The 17,585-nt window shown below is 67.5% G+C and carries 19 protein-coding genes; 11 read left to right on the top strand and 8 right to left on the bottom strand.

From position 1 onward, the window contains the following. Position 1 precedes the first annotated feature (1 nt). On the bottom strand, positions 2–928 hold the full coding sequence (locus tag ACFOPO_RS02795; protein WP_386700621.1) for a sensor domain-containing protein: 927 nt from the start codon (positions 926–928) through the stop codon (positions 2–4). Next, positions 925–1,290, bottom strand: a complete 366-nt coding sequence (locus tag ACFOPO_RS02790) for a PadR family transcriptional regulator (protein ID WP_386700618.1) — start codon at positions 1,288–1,290, stop codon at positions 925–927. Before ACFOPO_RS02790 ends, ACFOPO_RS02795 begins: the two co-directional genes overlap by 4 nt. A 208-nt stretch (positions 1,291–1,498) precedes the next feature. Here ACFOPO_RS02790 and ACFOPO_RS02785 point away from each other — a divergent pair, with 208 nt between their 5' ends. Both ACFOPO_RS02785 and ACFOPO_RS02780 read left to right on the top strand, forming a co-directional pair. Continuing rightward, positions 1,499–1,951, top strand: a complete 453-nt coding sequence (locus ACFOPO_RS02785; RefSeq protein ID WP_386700616.1) for a hypothetical protein — start codon at positions 1,499–1,501, stop codon at positions 1,949–1,951. Between the two features lie 115 nt (positions 1,952–2,066). Next, a complete protein-coding gene (locus ACFOPO_RS02780; protein WP_386700614.1) occupies positions 2,067–3,170 on the top strand; it encodes a peptidylprolyl isomerase in 1,104 nt (367 codons plus the stop codon). Between the two features lie 111 nt (positions 3,171–3,281). Here ACFOPO_RS02780 and speG read toward each other — a convergent pair whose 3' ends face one another. After that, positions 3,282–3,845 carry a spermidine N1-acetyltransferase gene (gene speG, locus ACFOPO_RS02775; RefSeq protein ID WP_386700612.1) on the bottom strand — a complete coding sequence of 188 codons (564 nt, stop codon included), beginning with the start codon at positions 3,843–3,845 and terminating at the stop codon, positions 3,282–3,284. Between the two features lie 114 nt (positions 3,846–3,959). Between speG and ACFOPO_RS02770 the strand changes: the two genes are divergently transcribed. After that, a complete protein-coding gene (locus ACFOPO_RS02770) occupies positions 3,960–4,253 on the top strand; it encodes a hypothetical protein (protein WP_241918785.1) in 294 nt (97 codons plus the stop codon). A 33-nt stretch (positions 4,254–4,286) separates the two neighbouring features. Here the strand turns inward: ACFOPO_RS02770 and ACFOPO_RS02765 are convergent, their stop codons facing one another. Both ACFOPO_RS02765 and ACFOPO_RS02760 read right to left on the bottom strand, forming a co-directional pair. Beyond that, on the bottom strand, positions 4,287–5,174 hold the full coding sequence (locus ACFOPO_RS02765; protein ID WP_386700609.1) for a DUF2785 domain-containing protein: 888 nt from the start codon (positions 5,172–5,174) through the stop codon (positions 4,287–4,289). A gap of 1 nt (position 5,175) precedes the next feature. Further along, on the bottom strand, positions 5,176–5,961 hold the full coding sequence (locus ACFOPO_RS02760) for a DUF4349 domain-containing protein (RefSeq protein WP_386700607.1): 786 nt from the start codon (positions 5,959–5,961) through the stop codon (positions 5,176–5,178). 127 nt (positions 5,962–6,088) lie between these two features. Between ACFOPO_RS02760 and ACFOPO_RS02755 the strand changes: the two genes are divergently transcribed. The 8 genes from ACFOPO_RS02755 (at position 6,089) to ACFOPO_RS02720 (ending at position 15,119) form a co-directional block, all read left to right on the top strand. Beyond that, the gene (locus tag ACFOPO_RS02755) at positions 6,089–8,338 is read left to right on the top strand and encodes an FdhF/YdeP family oxidoreductase (protein WP_386700605.1); all 2,250 of its coding nucleotides are present in this window, start codon (positions 6,089–6,091) and stop codon (positions 8,336–8,338) included. Further along, positions 8,335–8,571 (top strand): helix-turn-helix domain-containing protein, encoded by a 237-nt coding sequence (locus ACFOPO_RS02750; RefSeq protein WP_386700603.1) that lies wholly within the window; start codon positions 8,335–8,337, stop codon positions 8,569–8,571. The genes ACFOPO_RS02755 and ACFOPO_RS02750 overlap by 4 nt, the downstream gene beginning before the upstream one ends. Continuing rightward, positions 8,556–9,368 carry a formate dehydrogenase accessory sulfurtransferase FdhD gene (gene fdhD / locus ACFOPO_RS02745; RefSeq protein ID WP_386700601.1) on the top strand — a complete coding sequence of 271 codons (813 nt, stop codon included), beginning with the start codon at positions 8,556–8,558 and terminating at the stop codon, positions 9,366–9,368. Before ACFOPO_RS02750 ends, fdhD begins: the two co-directional genes overlap by 16 nt. Positions 9,369–9,511: 143 nt before the next feature. Then, a complete protein-coding gene (locus tag ACFOPO_RS02740) occupies positions 9,512–11,329 on the top strand; it encodes a DUF885 domain-containing protein (protein WP_386701255.1) in 1,818 nt (605 codons plus the stop codon). 103 nt (positions 11,330–11,432) lie between these two features. Then, a complete protein-coding gene (locus ACFOPO_RS02735; protein WP_386700599.1) occupies positions 11,433–11,849 on the top strand; it encodes a VOC family protein in 417 nt (138 codons plus the stop codon). 3 nt (positions 11,850–11,852) lie between these two features. Then, positions 11,853–12,674: a DUF72 domain-containing protein gene (locus ACFOPO_RS02730; protein ID WP_386700597.1), complete on the top strand. Its 822-nt coding sequence runs from the start codon at positions 11,853–11,855 to the stop codon at positions 12,672–12,674. A gap of 141 nt (positions 12,675–12,815) precedes the next feature. Beyond that, complete coding sequence (locus ACFOPO_RS02725) at positions 12,816–13,784, top strand: aldo/keto reductase (protein ID WP_386700595.1); 969 nt, start codon at positions 12,816–12,818, stop codon at positions 13,782–13,784. Between the two features lie 9 nt (positions 13,785–13,793). Then, complete coding sequence (locus ACFOPO_RS02720; protein ID WP_386700593.1) at positions 13,794–15,119, top strand: NTP/NDP exchange transporter; 1,326 nt, start codon at positions 13,794–13,796, stop codon at positions 15,117–15,119. Here the strand turns inward: ACFOPO_RS02720 and ACFOPO_RS02715 are convergent. The 3 genes from ACFOPO_RS02715 to ACFOPO_RS02705 all read right to left on the bottom strand — a co-directional run bounded on the left by ACFOPO_RS02715 (position 15,116) and on the right by ACFOPO_RS02705 (position 17,557). After that, complete coding sequence (locus tag ACFOPO_RS02715) at positions 15,116–16,006, bottom strand: cyclase family protein (protein WP_386700591.1); 891 nt, start codon at positions 16,004–16,006, stop codon at positions 15,116–15,118. The genes ACFOPO_RS02720 and ACFOPO_RS02715 overlap by 4 nt on opposite strands. Positions 16,007–16,186: 180 nt before the next feature. Then, positions 16,187–17,083: a DMT family transporter gene (locus ACFOPO_RS02710; RefSeq protein WP_386700588.1), complete on the bottom strand. Its 897-nt coding sequence runs from the start codon at positions 17,081–17,083 to the stop codon at positions 16,187–16,189. 72 nt (positions 17,084–17,155) lie between these two features. Next, positions 17,156–17,557, bottom strand: a complete 402-nt coding sequence (locus ACFOPO_RS02705) for a cupin domain-containing protein (protein WP_386700585.1) — start codon at positions 17,555–17,557, stop codon at positions 17,156–17,158. Positions 17,558–17,585 lie beyond the last annotated feature (28 nt).

Genomic DNA, 17,585 nt, shown 5'->3' with positions numbered 1-17,585 from the left:
GTCAGTTGTACTGCGCCGTCTTCACCAGCATGTGCTTGGCCAGCAGCCCGTGCAGCTGGCCGAACAGGCGCACCAGGTGCATCGTCGCGAACAGCAGCACCACGCCGGCCAGGATCGCCAGCGGCCACAGCCACGGCTCGGCCGCGCCGAACACCACGATGTCGTCGACATACAGGTGCGAACCGAACCCGAGCAGCAGCGCGATAGGGGCCGCGATCATCGACAGCGACACCGTCAGGCCGACCACCGTCACGGTGAAGTAGAGGATGCCCAGCGGCAGCATCATCAGGAAGTACAGCTGCGTGGCCCAGGTGCGCGGATCGATGAAGAGGTCCTTGATGCGCTCCAGCAACGGCTGACCGCGGGTGCCGTAGAGCGGCCTGCGCGGCATGCGCTCGCCGAGCATCGTCTCGACGATGCGGCCCTCGACCAGCGACAGCATCTTCACCGAGCCGAAGTACAGGATCACGAACGGGATGCCGATGATCAGCACGCCCAGTCCGGCCGACAGCGAGATGCCGGTGACCACCCAGGTGAAATAGAAGATGCCGGTGGCCAGCGACAGCAGCATGTAGAACAGCGCGCCATAGGTGCGCGGCTCGGCGATCACGCCGAAGAACTGGCCCAGCGCCGATTTGCGCGGCGGCGGTGCCGGCGGCCGCAGCGCGGTCTGCACCTTGACCTCGGTGTCGCGGTAGATGTCGGCGACTTCGTCCGGTGCGCCGTAGCTGCTGGCGACGGCGACGATGACATCCGCCTCGGACTTGCCGGGATTCTCGGCCAGTTCCGAGCGCAGGTATTCCTCGGCGTCGTACAGCGCATCCTGCACCAGCGCCGGATCGGCACCGGCCAGTGAGCGACGCAGGTGTTCGAGGTACTCGGGGATCGTGGTCGGCAGGCCGGCGCTGCTGGAATTGAACGCGTTCATTTGTCAGGTCCTTCAAGGACGGTATCGACGGAATCACGGGTGGCGCGCCAGGCGGTGATCCATTCCTGCAGGACCGCACGACCGGCATCGGTGATCTGGTAGTAACGACGGGGCGGGCCCGACATCGACGGCTCGACATGGCTGTCGAGCAGGCCGGCGGCGCCGAGGTTGCGCAGCACCGGGTACAGCGCGCTCTGCTTGCCGCTGAGCACGCCCTCGCCGGTGCGCTCCAGGCGCTTGGCGATCTGGTAGCCGTACATCGGCTCGCTCGCCGCCGCCAGCACCGCCAGCAGCACCAGCGACACGGTGCCGGCACTGAGCTCCTTCTGGAATTTGCGCAGCTGGCTGTCGAGGTCGCTCATGGCTCGGGGGTCCACGGTGTCTTGCGGGTCGGGGGTCCCGCTATGCTGGTGGCAACACTACTATCAAGTTCTATATACAGAACCTGCCATTAGTCATGACCCGGCCCTGAGCCCGGTCCCGGTCCGTTCATGGCCTTGCCGCCCCCTCGACTGCGTCCCTGTTATCAAGCTCTCGCGCCGCACTGCAGGCGGCGAGGAGCGCATCGAAATGCCACGGGGTGACAAATCCGCCTATACCGAAAAGCAGAAGCGCCAGGCTGAACACATCGAAGACAGCGAGCGCGACCGCGGCATGCCCGAAGAGGATGCCGAGCGCATCGCCTGGGCGACGGTCAACAAGCAGGACGGCGGCGGCAAGAAGACTGGTTCGGGTCGCAAGACCGCAAAGAAGGCTACGAAGAAGGCGACAAAGAAGGTCGCGAAAAAGGCAACGAAGAAGGCCACAGCGAAGAAGGTGGCGAAGAAGGCCGCAACCAAGAAGGTTGCGAAGAAGGCAACGAAGAAAACCGCGAAGAAGGCGACAAAGAAGGTTGCCGGCAAGGTCGCCAGGAAAGCCACGAAGAAGACTGCAAAAAAGACCGCGCGCAAGGCACCGGCGCGAAAGACAGTACGCAAGCGCACAGCCAGCAAACGCACGAGGTCGAACGGCAAGTCATCGTGACCCACAACACGGTATGGCGATCGTCCTGACCACCGGCGTTCCGGCCGGGCCGAAAGGGCTGGCCGCGGCGCGGGGGCTGGGCCAGAATCTGCCTGTTCATCCAAGGGGGTAAGTCGTGTCGAAGTCACGCCTGTCGCAACCGCGCCTGTCCAGGGCACGCAAATGGTCGTTCGCCCTGCTCTCGTCGGCGTTGTTGCTGGCGATTTCCGCGGCCGATGCGGCTGCTCCGAAACCGGCCGCACCGAAACCGGCCGCTGCCCAACAGGCCGCTCCTCAACAGGCCGCTCCTCAACAGGCCGCAACCGAACCGGCCGCTCCGGCAGCCAAGCCGCGCTCGATGCAGGAGATCCTCGATGCGTCCGCGCCTTCGGACTGGCGCGTCCCGGACCCGAAGAACACGCTGTACCTTGATCTCGACAGCGGCCAGGTCGTGATCGAACTGGCGCCGGCGTTCGCACCGGCGCACGTCGCCAACATCCGCGCGATGGCCAAGAACGGCTACTGGAACGGGATGAGCATCAACCGTTCGCAGGACAACTTCGTCGTGCAGTGGGGCGACCCGGCCGAGGAAGACAAGGACCGCAAGCCGATGGGCCGCGGCACCAAGGCCAAGCTGCCGGCCGAGTTCGCTCGCAAGTCCGAGGGCCTGCCGTTCGATCGCCTGCCCGACGCCGATGGCTGGGCGCCTCAGGTCGGCTTCTCTTACGGCTTCCCGGCCGGTCGCGATCCGGCCACCAACACGGCGTGGATGGCACACTGCTATGGCACCGTCGGCGCCGGCCGCGATGTCGAGGCCGATTCGAGCAACGCCACCGAGTTGTATGTAGTGACCGGCCAGTCGCCGCGCCAGCTCGACCGCAACATCACCGTCGTCGGCCGCGTCATCAAGGGCATGGAACTGCTGTCGGTGTTGCCGCGCGGCACCGGTCCTCTGGGCTTCTACGAGCAGCCTTCGCAGCGCACGCCGATCCGTTCGGTGCGACTGGCCGCGGACGTGGCGAAGAAGGACCGCGTCGCGATCGAGGTGCTGCGCACCGACACGCCGCTGTTCACCGACCTGGTCGAGTCGCGCCGCAACCGTCGCGACGAGTGGTACAAGCACATGGCCGGCCACATCGACCTGTGCAACGTGCCGCTGCCCACGCGCGCACCGCCGCCGAAGCCGGTGAAGCCGGCGCCGGCAGCGAAGGCGAAGGCCAAGCCGAAGACGAAGCGCTGACTTCCGTCTCCGACACACCCTCACCGTCATCCCGGCGAACGCCGGGATCCAGTTGCCGTTGACGTTGATTCAACGTCCATGGGTTCCCGCCTTCGCGGGAACGACGGTGCTCTACGGCGCGGTCCGCTCCTGCCTCGGTTCGCGATTCAGCGCCTCGTCCTGGAACAGGCACATCCGCACCACGTCGTGGTAGCGGCCATCACTGAAGAATTCGTCGACCAGCACGCCTTCGCGGCGAAACCCGGCCTCCTCGTACACCCGGATCGCGCGGTCGTTGTCGACATCGACCAGCAGGTAGAGCTTGTAGAGGTTGAGCACGCGGAAGGCGTAGTTGATCGCCAGCCGCGTTGCCTCGCGGGCGTAACCGCGGTTCTGCTGCTCGGGCGAGATCATGATCAGGAACTCCGCGCGCCGGTGCAGGTGGTCGATCTCCACCAGCTCCACCAGCCCGACCCGCTCGTGCGCGCCGTCCTCGACGATGAAGCGGCGCTCGGACTGGTCGTGGATGTGCTTGCGGTACAACTCCTCCAGCTCGACGAACGACTCGTACGGCTCCTCGAACCAGTAGCCCATGATGCTGCGGTTGTTGTTGAGCACATGGACGAAATGCAGGTCGCCGCGTTCGAGCGGGCGCAGGGTGACGCCGGTGGGCGGGGTCCTGGTGTCGTTTTCCATGGCCTAACCCTACTCCATGGGCATGACATCGCAACGTAGCCGGGGGCGCGCCATCACGCGGTCTTATCCCGCCGCTCAATAGCCTCGTATGGCCCCAACCGAAAGGCCCCCGCCATGCCCTTGATGCGTCTACGAGTCACCGGCAGCGACGACAGCGTCCGCGCCATCAGCAACCTCCTCACCAGCCTCGACGGCATCGAACACATCGAGGAGGTCGACGACCTGATGTCGCACCTGGACGACGACGATTCGAGTTCGGCCGGCCTCATCGACGACCAGGGCCCGGGGCAGCACGCACTGGAGATCGAAGCCCCCAACCTGGCGACGGCCGCCCGCGTGCGCGACGCGGTCGAGGCGCTGGCCTTCGATCTCGACGTGCTGGTGGAGTTCGATACCGAAGAGGACTGACCCCCGCGGCAGCCAACGTCGCGGCATCGGCCGTCAGGGCAGGGCCTTGAGCGTGGCGGTGACGCCCGGCAGCAGCGCCTTCACGCGCGGGTCGCTGGACAGGTCGGCCTCGACGTAGATCGCCTCGAGGAACGCATTCAGATCGTGGCGGCGCGCCAGCCAGGCGCTGTCGCGCCATGCCAGCGCCGGATCGCCGATGCGCGGCAGGAACGCCTTGAACCAGGTCGACCACGCGGCCTCGTCGCGTACCCCGCGCTGTGCCGCATGCACCAGCGGCGCCGCCATCCGCTGCGGTTCGCCGAAGATGTAGGCGTGCCCACTTGGCGGAACGACCTGCACCGCCAACGCATCGACGATGCGGTTCAACTGCGGCGCGTCGAGGGCCGGATTCAGGCTCAGCTGCATCAACCAGTCGGCACCGTGGGCGACACCGTGGCGCCAACCGACGTCGGCGTCGAAGCCGCGATAGTCACGCACCGACTCGAAATACACCGTCGCGCGAACCACCATCGTCGCCCGCTCCGCCGGCGTCATCCAGGGCGTGGTGCGGTCGGTTCTGGCCACTTCGGCCAGTACCAGCGCCGCGAATGGCCAGCGCACGCCTTGCGGGTCGGGCTCGGCGAGCATCGCGTAGAGGCGTTCGCGCATCGGCCGCAGCGTCTCCGGTGCCAGCTCGCCCTTGCGCATCCACGCCGCCAATCCCTCATAGGCAATACCGTCGCGCAGTTGCGGATCGGTATCGCCCAGGCAGTCGAGCAGGCCCATGGCCAGCGCTGAGCGCTCGCCGGCGTCGGCGATGACGAACTGCGACTGCTTCAGCGCTTCGAGCTTTTCCGCGTTCCAGCCGTCGGGCGGGCAGGAGGCCGCGAATGCAGGCGCCGATGCAAGCGCCAGCGTCAAAGTCAGGACCATCGTGCGCATGTCAGCGACCTCCGCGTCGGCGCATGCGCCGCCACAACCAGACTGCCACCAGCACCACCAGTCCGAGCGGGATCAGGAACGCGGCGGCACGGATGGTCCATGCGGTGCCCATCGCCAGGGTTTCACCAAAGTCGCGCAAGGCTTGACCGATCTCGCTGCGACCGTTTTGACCGGCGGGTGGCAGGAACGAGATCGTCAGCTTCTGCGTGTCGATGCGCATGCGGTGTTGCGCACGCTCCTGCTCGGCCGCCTGCAACTGCGCCTCGACTTCGGCCAGCTGCCGCGACAGCGCGATCATGTCGGCGACGGCGAGGTCGCGGCGCTGCTGGAAGGCCTGGAGCTGGGTGCGTTCGTTCTGCAAGCGCTGGCGCTGGAGCTCGTTGTCGCGCACGGCCACGGCCAGGTCCTCGGCGTGAGTGCGGCGGTGACCGATCTCGCCGTCCTTGCCGGCCAGGGAAATCAACGGTTCAACGCCAGCGGGCACCACACGTACGGTCAGGCTGGCACTGCGCGTATCCCCGGCCTGCTGGTCGACATCGAGCACGGTGCAGTCGCCCACGCGCTGCTGGCTGCAGGCATCCCGTACGGCTTGCAGTCGTGGCGGAATCTCCCCGGCATCGAGCCAGACGACGACGCTGTGCTCATAGGCCAGCATCGAACCGGCGCGGTTGGCGGTGGCCTGCGCGGGGCCCGAACCGCCCGCGTCCATGGCGCTGCGCTTCTCGCTGCAGCCTGCCAACGCAATGACCAGCGCCAGGATAGTCGTAGCCGCAAACCTGATCCGCATCGCCGCCCCTCTTGAAGTCAACGGTCGCGACTATGCCATGGGCCGGGCGGCACTTCAGCCCGGATCGACGGCAACAGGCCTATCATCGGCGCATGCCGGCGGAGCAGCCGGCCATCGAATACTGCAGATGACCGACAACAAGCCCATCGACCCGTACGACAAGCCCGCCGGTGGCTGGGATGCACTGAAGAGTTCCTGGCAGGCCCTGCGCGAGCAGCAGGTGCTGGTCAAGGGCGCCAATACCCTATTGCGCGCCAACCAGCCGCGCGGCTTCGACTGCCCGGGTTGCGCCTGGCCCGACCGCAACGTGCATTCGACGTTCGAGTTCTGCGAGAACGGCGTCAAGGCGGTCGCCAACGAGGCCACTTCGAAGCGGGTGACGCGCGAATTCTTCGCCGCGAACAGCGTCAGCGAGCTGGCGCAGTGGGAGGATCGTCTGCTCGAGGCGCAGGGCCGCCTGACCGAGCCGATGGTCTACGACGCCGGCAGTGACCATTACCGTCCGATTGCTTGGGACGATGCATTCGCACTCGTCGCCGATGCACTCAACGACCTGTCCTCGCCCGACGAGGCGATCTTCTACACGTCCGGCCGGACGTCGAACGAGGCGGCGTTCCTCTACCAGTTGTTCGTGCGCGAGTACGGCACCAACAACCTGCCCGACTGTTCGAACATGTGCCACGAGGCCTCGGGCGTGGCGCTGACCGAGCAGCTCGGCAGCGGCAAGGGCTCGGTGACTCTGGAGGATTTCGAGCACGCCGATGCGATCTTCATCTTCGGCCAGAACCCCGGCACCAATCATCCGCGCATGCTCGGCGAACTGCGCACGGCGTCGCGTCGCGGTTGCCGCATCGTCGTGTTCAATCCGCTGCGGGAACGCGGACTGGAACGGTTCGCCAACCCGCAGTCGCCGGCCGACATGCTCGGTGGCAGCGGCACGCGCATCGCCTCGGAGTATTACCAGCCGCGCATCGGCGGCGACCTCGCGGTGGCGACCGCGCTGGCCAAGGTCGTGGTCGAACGCGACGCGGTCGATGCCGACTTCATCGCCGCCCACACCAGCGGCTTCGAGCACTTCGCGGCCTCGCTGCGCGCCACCGGCTGGGACACGCTGGAACGCGAGTCGGGCCTGACCCGCGCCGACCTCGAACACGCCGCGCAGACCTACATCGACAGCCCGACGACGATCCTGTGCTGGGGCATGGGCATCACCCAGCATGCGCGCAGCGTCGCCACGATCCAGATGCTGGCCAACCTGCTGCTCCTGCGCGGCAACATCGGCCGCCCGGGCGCGGGCCCCTGCCCGGTGCGCGGCCATTCCAACGTGCAGGGCGACCGCACGATGGGCATCTACGAGCAACCTTCGCCGGCCTTTCTCGACCGCCTTGGCGCCGAGTTCGACTTCCAGCCGCCGCGCGCGCATGGCCACGACACCATCGCCGCCATCGAGGCGATGCACGACGGCCGCGCCGGCGTGTTCTTCGCGATGGGCGGCAACTTCGCCGCGGCCACGCCCGACAGCGCGCGGGTTGTCGAGGCGCTGCGCCGTTGCCAGCTCACCGTGCACGTCAGCACCAAACTCAACCGCTCGCACCTGGTGCACGGGCGCCAGGCATTGATCCTGCCGTGCCTGGGGCGCACCGAGATCGACCTGCAGGCCTCCGGCCCGCAGGCGGTGACGGTGGAAGACTCGATGAGCATGGTGCACCTGTCGTCGGGCATGAACCCGGCGGCGTCGGACCAGTTGCTGTCGGAGCCGGCGATCGTCGCGCGCCTGGCTGCCGCGACGCTGCCACGCAGCCGCACACCGTGGCTGTGGCTGGTGGAGGATTACGACCGCATCCGCGATCGCATCGCGCGCGTCATCGACGGTTTCGCCGACTTCAATTCGCGCGTGCGCGCATCGGGTGGGTTCCACCTGCACCATCCGGGGCGCGAACGGGTGTTCCCGACCGCCAGCGGCAAGGCGACGTTCCATGCCCATCCGCTGCTGCCGGCAGTTGAAGCGCGGGACGGCAAGCTGTTCACCCTGATGACCGTCCGCTCGCACGATCAGTACAACACCACCGTCTATGGCCTCGACGACCGCTACCGCGGCGTGCACGGCCTGCGCCGCGTGTGTTTCATCAACGCCGCCGACCTGCGCCGGCTCGGCTTCTACGACGGCGAGCTGGTAGACATCACTTCGGTGTGGTCCGACGGCGAGCGCACGGTGACCGGCTTCCGCCTGGTCGAGTACGACATCCCCGAAGGCTGCCTCGCAAGCTACTTCCCGGAGACCAATGCACTGGTTCCGCTCGACCACCATGCCGAACGCGCGCGCACGCCGGCATCGAAATCGATTCCGGTGCGGCTGGCGCGGAGCACGACCGCATGACCGAGGAATCCGCGCTCGCGCTGCTGCAGCTGCTCGCCGAGGAAGACGGGCAATCGATCCATCGCGTGGCCAAGCGGCTCGGGCTGGGCCTGAGCGAACTGCAGCGGCTGCTGTCGGCGCTGGGCAGCGATCCGCGGTTTGACGGACTGGACCTGGTCGAGCAACGCGAGGACGGCGATCGCACGCTGCTGTGGCTGACTTCACGCGGACGGCAGCTGTGCGGGACCGTGTGAGCGAGCCGCTGAGCGATGTGCAGGCGTTGCGCCTGCACGGCGACGTGCGTGCGCCGCACGAGGACCGCGTGATAGTCGAAGCGCCGGTGGCGCTGCTCTACAACGGCGAGCCATTCGTGGTGATGATGGCCACGCCCGAATCGCTTCCGGACTTCGCCCTCGGTTTTGCGCTGAGCGAAGGCATCGTCGCCAGCGCCGATGAATTCCGCCTGGTCGATGTCGTGCGTCATGACGAAGGCATCTCGCTGCACGCTGCCATTCCGCAGGCGCGCTTCGACGCCCTGCAGGCCCGACGGCGCGGCCTCGAAGGCCGCAGTGGCTGCGGCCTGTGCGGGGTCGAATCGCTGCAGGCGGCGCTGCGCCCGGTGCCGCGCGTGGTCGCGCCGACGCCGGTCAGTACAGCGACGATCCACGCAGCGCTGGCCGCCCTCGCCGAGCAGCAGCCCCTCAACACCCACAGCGGCGGCGTGCATGCCGCCGGTTTCGCGCACGCCGGCGGACTGCTGGTGCGCGAGGATGTCGGCCGGCACAACGCGCTCGACAAACTGGTCGGCGCGATGGCGGCGCAACAGCCGCCGCTGCGCGCGCAGGACGGCTTCCTGGTCATCACCTCGCGGGCGTCGTACGAAATCGTGCACAAGGCGGCCACCGCGGGCATCGCGATCGTGGTGGCGATCTCGGCCCCGACCGACCTGGCCATCCGCACCGCCGAAGCCGCCGGCATCACCCTGGCGGCGTTCGCTCGCGGCGGTCAGCTCAATGTCTACGCCCACCCTGGCGGCATCGCCGCCGCCTGAGCCCCCGCCCGGCCGCTTGCGACAGATTCGGCAAGGCAACCGGCGGTCCGCCTCAACCAACGACCCATGCGGGCCCCTCTCCGCAGGCGATATCCTGTGGAGATCGCGGCCTGCCGCCTGTCCCGAGACCTGCCATGCGTTCGTTGCGCCCCACCCTCCTCGCCGTCGCCGTGCTCAGCGCGACCCTGGCCGCCTGCCAGCCGCAGACCCCGCCGGCGCCGGCCGATACCGCCGCCACGGCACCGGCCGCCCCGGCCTCCGATGCCGCCACCGACGCCCGCTTCGCCGAACTCTCGCAGCGCTGGCTCGACGGCTGGCTGCGGCTCAACCCGGTCAGCGCCACGCAGATCGGCAAGCACGACTACGACAGCGAGGTCGACGACCTCAGCGCGGCCGGCCGCGCCAAGCTGGTCGACTTCAGCAAGAAGCTGCTGACCGAGCTCGACGCGATCGACACCACCAAGCTCTCGCGCGAGAACCAGATCGACGCCTCGATCCTGCGCAACCAGATCCGCGGCGACATCTGGGGCATCGAGACGCTGCAGAGCTGGGCGTGGGATCCGCAGGTCTACAGCGGCCTGGCCGGCGGCGCGATCTACAACCTGATGGCGCGCGACTTCGCACCGATGCCGCAGCGCCTGAAGTCGGCCACCGCGCGCATGCAGAAGATCCCGGGCATCTACGCGCAGATGCGCGAGAACCTCGATCCGGCACGCGTGCCGTCGATCCACGCCGAGACCGTCGCCAAGCAGAACGCCGGCGTGCTCAGCCTGATCGACACCTTCATCGTCCCCAACGCCGACCAGCTCAAGGGCGAGGACCGCAAGCAGCTCGACGCCGCCGTCGCCGGCCTGCGCAAGGCCGTGGCCGAGCAGCAGACCTGGCTCGACAAGACCCTGGTGCCCAACGCCAAGGGCGATTTCCGCATCGGCCAGACGCTGTACGACGAGAAGCTGCAGTTCTCGCTGAACTCCTCACTGTCGCGCGCGGAGATCAAGCAGCGCGCCGAGTCCGAACTCAAGCGCGTGCGCGGCGAGATGTACGCCATCGCCCAGACCGTGCTCAAGGACAAGCCGGGCGCTCCGGAACTGCCGGCCAACCCGAACCCTGACCAGCAGCAGAAGGCGATCGAGGCCGCGCTGGAGCTGGCCTACGCCGACAAGCCGGCACGCAACGAAGTGGTCGACTTCGCCAAGAAGACGCTCGCCGAAGCAACCGACTTCACCCGCAAGCACGACCTGGTCACCGTGCCCAACGACCCGGTCAAGATCATCCTGATGCCGGAGTTCCAGCGCGGCGTCGCGGTGGCCTATTGCGACTCGCCCGGTCCGCTCGACAAGGGCCTGGACACCTATTACGCGATCTCGCCGATCCCGGACGAGTGGGACGACAAGCAGGCCGATTCGTTCCTGCGCGAATACAACAGCCGCATGATCCACCTGCTGTCGATCCACGAAGCGATGCCGGGCCATTACCTGGAAGGCGCGCATTCGGCCAAGTCGCACTCGACCCTGCGTTCGGTGCTGCGTTCGGGCCTGTTCGCCGAGGGCTGGGCGGTCTACACCGAGGACATGATGGCCGACGCGGGTTACCTCGATAACGACCCGCTGTTCCGCCTGGTGCAGCTGAAGTTCTACTTGCGCACGATCGCCAACGCGATCCTCGACCAGGGCGTGCACGTGGACAACTGGAGCCGCGAGCAGGCGATGGAACTGATGACGAAGCAGGCCTTCCAGCAGGAGCGCGAAGCGTCCGGCAAGTGGGTGCGCGCGCAGCTGACCTCGGCGCAGCTCCCGACGTATTTCGTCGGTGCGCAGGAGCACTTCGACATGCGCAAGGCGGTGGAAGCCAAGCTCGGCGACAAGTTCAACGCCAAGGCCTACCACGACCAGGTGCTGTCGTACGGCGCGCCGCCGGTGCGTTTCGTCCGCGAGATGATGCTGGACGAGCCGATTAAATGATCGTCATCCCGGCGAAAGCCGGGATCCAGCGCGCGAAGCGCGTGCCCTCACCCCAACCCCTCTCCCGCACGCGGGAGAGGGGCTTCCAAACGAGGAACCCGCCATGTCCCCCGGCAGCACGGTCATTCCCACCCTGGTCTACCACGACGCACCCAAGGCCATCGACTGGCTGTGCGACGCCTTCGGCTTCCAGCGCCAGGCGGTCTACGCCCACGGCGACGTGATCCTCCACGCGCAACTCGTCCATGGCAGCGGCATGATCATGCTCGGCTCGGCCAACAAGGACGGCGAGTGGTCACGGCTGATGATCCACCCCGACGAGACCGGCCAGCGCGCAACCCAGAGCATCTGCGTGATCGTCACCGATGCCGACGCCCACTACGCCCAGGCAACCAAAGCCGGCGCCCCGGTCGTGATCGACATCGCCGACCAGCCCTACGGCGGCCGTGGCTACGCCTGCCGCGACCTCGAAGGCCACCTGTGGTGGTTCGGCACCTACGACCCATGGAAGGACGCCTGAGCGATGGACGAGTTCGGTAACGGACCGAAACCGGTCGACGGTATCCGCGTCGGCGTCGGCGGCTGGACCTACGTGCCCTGGCGCAACAACTTCTACCCGAAGGGCCTGGTGCAGCGGCGCGAACTCGAGTACGCCAGCCGCCACCTCAGCGCGATCGAGGTCAACGGCACGTACTACGGCTCGCAGAAGCCGGCGACCTACACCAAGTGGGCGGCGGAAACACCGGACGGTTTCCTGTTCTCGGCCAAGGCGCCGATGCGGATCATGCAGTCGAAGACGCTGGCGAAGACCGGCCCGCAGGTCGAGGACTTCGTCGGTGGCATCGCCTCGTTGGGCGATCGCCTCGGCCCGATCGTCTGGCAATTCGACCAGGGACCGCCGCTGCAGCGCGACACGTTTGCACAGTTCCTCGCACTGCTGCCGACCGAGGTCGAAGGCAGGCGGCTGCGTCATGTGATCGACGTGCGCGACCACGCCTTCGTCGACCAGGACTACGTGGCGCTGCTGCGCCAGCACAACATGGCCGGGGTGTTCACGGATTCGTCCGAGCATCCATCCTTCGCCGACGTCACCGCGGACTTCGTCTACGCGCGACTGATGCAGACGCGCAGCGACATCGCCGATGGCTATCCCGATGACGAACTCGATCGCTGGGCAGCACGTGCGCGCGAGTGGTCGCAAGGCGGCCAGCCCGCCGACCTGCCCTATCTTGCGCCGCAACATGACGACGCCGGGAAGCGTGACGTATTCGTCTATTTCATCAGCGCCGCGAAAGAGCGCAACCCGGCTGCCGCGATGGCGCTGCTGCGGCGCCTGGGCGCCTGAAGAATCCCGTCATCCCGGCGAAAGCCGGGATCCAGTCGCGCGAAGCGCGCCCGCGTTTCGCAGCCGTGCCAATCGGCACTCGCCCAACGCACGGGCAACAACGGCACAATCCCCCTTCACCCCGCCGGAAGAGATCACGCCATGGCCAACCGTCGCGAGTTCATCTCCACCGCCACCCTGACCGCCGCCGGCATCGCCCTGGCGCCGCTGGTGGCGTGCAGCCAGGAACAGCCGGCTGCAAGTGCAGCCGCGCCGTCGACTGCAGCACCCAAGCCATTCAAAGGACCGCTGCTGACGCGCGCGGTCCCCGCCACCGGCGAGAAGATCCCGGTGATCGGCATGGGCACGTCGGGCAGTTTCGAAGTCGGCACGGATGGCGCCTCGCGCGCACCCCTGCGTGAGGTGCTCGACACCTTCATCAACGCCGGCGGATCGCTGATCGATACCGCACCGACCTACTCCACCGCCGAAGACGTCCTCGGCGATCTGATCGCCGACGCCAAGGCGCGCCAGAAGCTCTTCATCGCGACCAAGCTGTCGGGCGTGAGCGGCCGCGAGGAAGGCCTGGCCCAGTTCGACGATTCGCTGCGCCGGCTCAAGACCGACAAGGTCGAGCTGCTGCAGGTCCACAACCTGCGCGACACCGCCGCGCAGATCGCGCTGGCGCGCGAACTCAAGCAGCAGGGCAAGACGCGCTACGTCGGCCTCACCCATTACCGCGAGGACGGCCAGGCGCAGCTCGCCGCCGAGATGCGCCAGCACAAACCCGACTGGATCCAGATCAACTACTCTCCGGTGTCGCGCGGCGCCGAAAAGACGATCTTTCCGTTGGCAAAGGAACTGGGCATCGCGGTGATGATCAACCGCGCCTTCGAGGACGGCCGCCTGATCTCGCAGATGCGCGACAAGCCGCTGCCACCGTGGGCGGCCGAGGTCGGTGCCGATTCCTGGGCGCAGCTGATCCTCAAGTACGTGCTCAGCCCGCCGGAAGTGACGGTGGTGATCCCGGCCACGTCGAAGGCCCGGCACCAGCTCGACAACCTCAAGGCCGGCACGGGCCAACTGCTCGATGCCAAGCAACGCGACGCGCTCGTCGCTGCCCTGGCCTGACCGGTGCCCATGGCGAACTGGTCGCACAAGATCGCGTCCCTCTTCGGCGTGACCGAAGAGGAGGCGCCGCCGGTACTGGCCGGCGCCCTGGTGTTCTTCCTGCTGTTCGCCGGCTACTTCATGCTGCGGCCGGTGCGCGAGACGATGGGCGTCGCCGGTGGCGTCGACAACCTGCAGTGGCTGTTCACCGGCACCTTCGTCGCCACGCTGGCGGTGATGCCGCTGTTCGGCTGGATCGCGGCGAAGGTGAAGCGGCGCCACATCCTGCCGTGGACGTTCGGCTTCTTCGCCGCCAACCTGGCGTTGTTTGCGGTGTGCTTCCAGCTCGATCCGGAAAACCTGTGGATCGCGCGCACCTTCTACATCTGGATCTCGGTGTTCAACCTGATCGCGGTGTCGGTGGTGTGGAGCGTGTGCGTGGACCTGTTCCCGACCTCGCAGGCCAAGCGCATCTTCGCGCTGATGGCCTCCGGCGCGAGCTTGGGCGGGCTGGTCGGGCCGCTGCTTGGCATCGCCCTGGTCGAACTGATCGGCCATTCCGGGCTGTTGTGGCTGGCGGCGACGCTGCTGGTGGCGGCGATCTTCGCGGCCCGCCACCTGCAACGCTGGCGCGATGCGCATCCGGTGCGGGAGGAACTCACCGCCGGCGCGCGTGCGCGTCCGCTGGGCGGCAGCCCGCTGGCCGGCATCACCACGGTGATGCGCTCGCCGTACCTGCTCGGCATCTCCGCGTTCGTGCTGCTGCTGGCGAGTGTCAGCACCTTCCTCTACTTCGAGCAGGCGCGGCTGATCGAACTGCGTTTTCCTGATCGCGACGACCAGACCCAGGTGTTCGGCCTGATCGACGTGATCGTGCAGAGCCTGACGATCGCCTCACAACTATTCCTCACCGGCCGGCTGGTGCAGCGGCTGGGACTGGGCGTGCTGCTGGTGGTGGTGCCGATGGTGACCGTGCTCGGCTTCCTGTGGCTGGCGCTGGCGCCGACGTTCGCTGTGCTGGCTGTGGTGATGGTGGTGCGCCGCTTCGGCGAGTACGCCTTCGTCAGGCCGGGCCGCGAAATGCTGTTCACCGTCGTCCCTACCGAGGCCAAGTACAAGGCCAAGAGCTTCATCGACTCGGTGGTCTATCGCGGCGCGGATGCCGTCAGCGGCTGGGCCAAGACCTTCGTCGACATGCTGGCGCAGCAGCCGGCGATTGCCGCGCTGGTCGGCGCCGCGATCGCGTTGGCGTGGGCGGTGACGGGCGCGAGTCTGGCGCGGGCGCAGTCGCGAATCGCCGACCAGTTGGAGGCAGCGCCCGCGTCAGCGTCCGTTTCCGGGGACCGCCCTGTCTAGCCCAGGCGCGCCATTGCACGCACCGGGAACGTACCTGCGCCCTTCACCTTGGGCGGGATCGCGCTGAAGGCGAAGCCCTCGTCCGGCAGTGCGGCGAGGTTGCACAGGTGCTCGACGATCAGGATCTCGGCGCCGAGCAGGGTCGTATGTACCGGGCGATCGCCGCCGCGGGTGTCGTCGATGTTCATCGAGTCGATGCCGACCAGGGCGACGCCGCAGTCGCGCAGGTATTCAGCCGCGTCCTCGGTCAGGTACGGGTGTTCGATGGCATAGCCCGGCTCGCGCCAGTAGGCGTCCCACCCGGTATGGACGAGCACGGCGCGACCGCGCAGTTCCCTGTCGCGGAACCACGAGGCGTCGATCGCACGGACGTCGCGGTGGTCGGCGCGGATGACGATGCCGTCCAGGTCAGCGAACGCGGCGATCCCCACCTGCGACAGATCGTGGCCATGCGCATAGCGGTGCGACGGACAGTCGATGTAGGTGCCGGTGTTGGCGACGATTTCGATCTTCGCGATCTGGAACTCGGTGCCGGCGGCGTACTTGGCGCGCGACTGCTCGCGGCTGAGGAAGTCGCAGATGCGCGCGGCAGGAAGACCGGGATACGTGACCAGGCCGTCCTCGATGACGTGGCTGAGGTCGACGTAGGTGCGCCCTCGATCCCCAGCGCCGGAAGCCTTGCGCTTGTGCGGCTCGGTGATGACCTTCTTGTTGAAGATGCGGGCGGGGCCGACCATCAGCAGGCGCAGGTCGCGGACGATGTAGTCGACGAGGGCGGCATCGTCGATGTCGTCGCCGTCGATGTCCAGGCGGAAATCCTGGCCCTGGATGCCGCCGCCGTTGGTGAACTCGAAGTCGAAGTCGAAGACTACGCGCTTGTCGGCCATGGGTTCCCTCTATTCGTCATCCCGGCGAATGCCGGGATCCAGGTGGCCGCGTGCGGCCATGCCATTCAGTTCATGAAGCGCGCTGCGCGCGTCTGGATCCCGACAGCAACTGGATCCCGGCTTTCGCCGGGATGACGATCTGGCAAAGCCGTGGCCGCTATGCAGCCACGGGCCAGATCGTCACTTCGCAGTGCGCTGGCTGAGCGCGACGCTGCCCAGGATCATCACGCCTGCGATGCCCATCTTCAAGGTCAGCGGCTCGTCGAGCAGCAGCCAGGCCCAGGCCACGCCGAACACCGGGATGAGGTAGGTCACGGTCGACGCGCGACCGGCACCGATGCGCGCGATCAGGCGGTAATACATGACGAACGCCAGGCCGGTGCACAGCACGCCGAGCATGCCGGCCGACAACCATGACTTCATCGCCACCGCATGCGTCGGCCAGTTGGCGATCGCGAACGGCAACGTCAGCAGCGCTGCCACGCCGAGCGTGGCCGAGGCCACGGCAGCCGGCGGCAGGCCGGTCAGGTGGCGACGCACCAGGTTGATGCCGACGCCGTACAGGAACGACGCGCCGGCACCGGCGGCGACGGCCCAGCCGATGCTCGCGCCCGCGGTCTTGTCACTGGCCAGCACGATCACGCCAACGAAACCTGCGACCAGTGCGATCGCGCGACGCGCACCGATCTTCTCGCCGAAGAACAGGAAGCCGACGAGCGCGGTGAACAACACCGTCATCGCATTGGTGATCGCGCCCACGCCAGCCGGTGCCGTCTTGGCCGCCCAGGCGAACAGCATGAACGGCATGGCAGAGTTGAGCGCGCCGATGATCGCCAGCTTCGGCCACAGCTTCGCCGGGAACTGCGACCGTGCGCGCCACAGGAACGGCAGCAGCACGAGCGAACCCAGGGCCAGGCGAACCTCGACCAGCGCCATCGCGCCGAAATCAGGGGCCGCCACTCGCATGAACAGGAACGAGGCGCCCCAGATGGCGCCAAGCAGGCACAGTTCGAGCGGCGTGAGCCAGCCGCGTTCCTGCGTATCGGAAAGACTGGAGGTGGATGCAACGCTGGTCATGCCAAACCTCATGTGGAGACGTACTCGTGGGGGAGGACGTGTGCGGGAACGAACGTCGACGCGCGGGCGCGGTCAGCCCTGCGTCGGGTGATAGCAATGCGTGATGGATTCCGAACTGCCGCCTGCGGCAAGGAACGCGGCGTAGCCAAGGTTCACACCGATCAGGCGTACACCGCTTTCGGTGTGCGGGCGATGCCGGCTGTCGGGCGCGAAGTAGACATAGGTTCCGGCGCCGTGGCGGGCCTCGCCCTCGATCACTTCGCCGCTGATCACGTAGTACGACTCGCCGGTCTCGTGGTGGTCCAGCACCGGCCACTGCGCGCCGGGCGCCATGTCCACCACCCACATGCGCAGGCCGGGGCCGGCCGGCAGGTCGCGGCGCAGGCAACCGGGGCCTACCTCGATGGCCGGCACCGCCTCGATGGGCAGCGCCTGCATCGGCAATTGCGGGATGACTTCGTGCAGATGGCCCATTCGTCCGCTCCTGCGGTCGGGCACCGGG

Origin of the sequence: Lysobacter sp. GCM10012299 (assembly GCF_042649405.1) — a bacterium.
In the GTDB taxonomy this organism is placed as follows: Bacteria; Pseudomonadota; Gammaproteobacteria; order Xanthomonadales; family Xanthomonadaceae; genus Lysobacter_J.
This window is presented reverse-complemented; position numbering and strand designations above follow the sequence as displayed.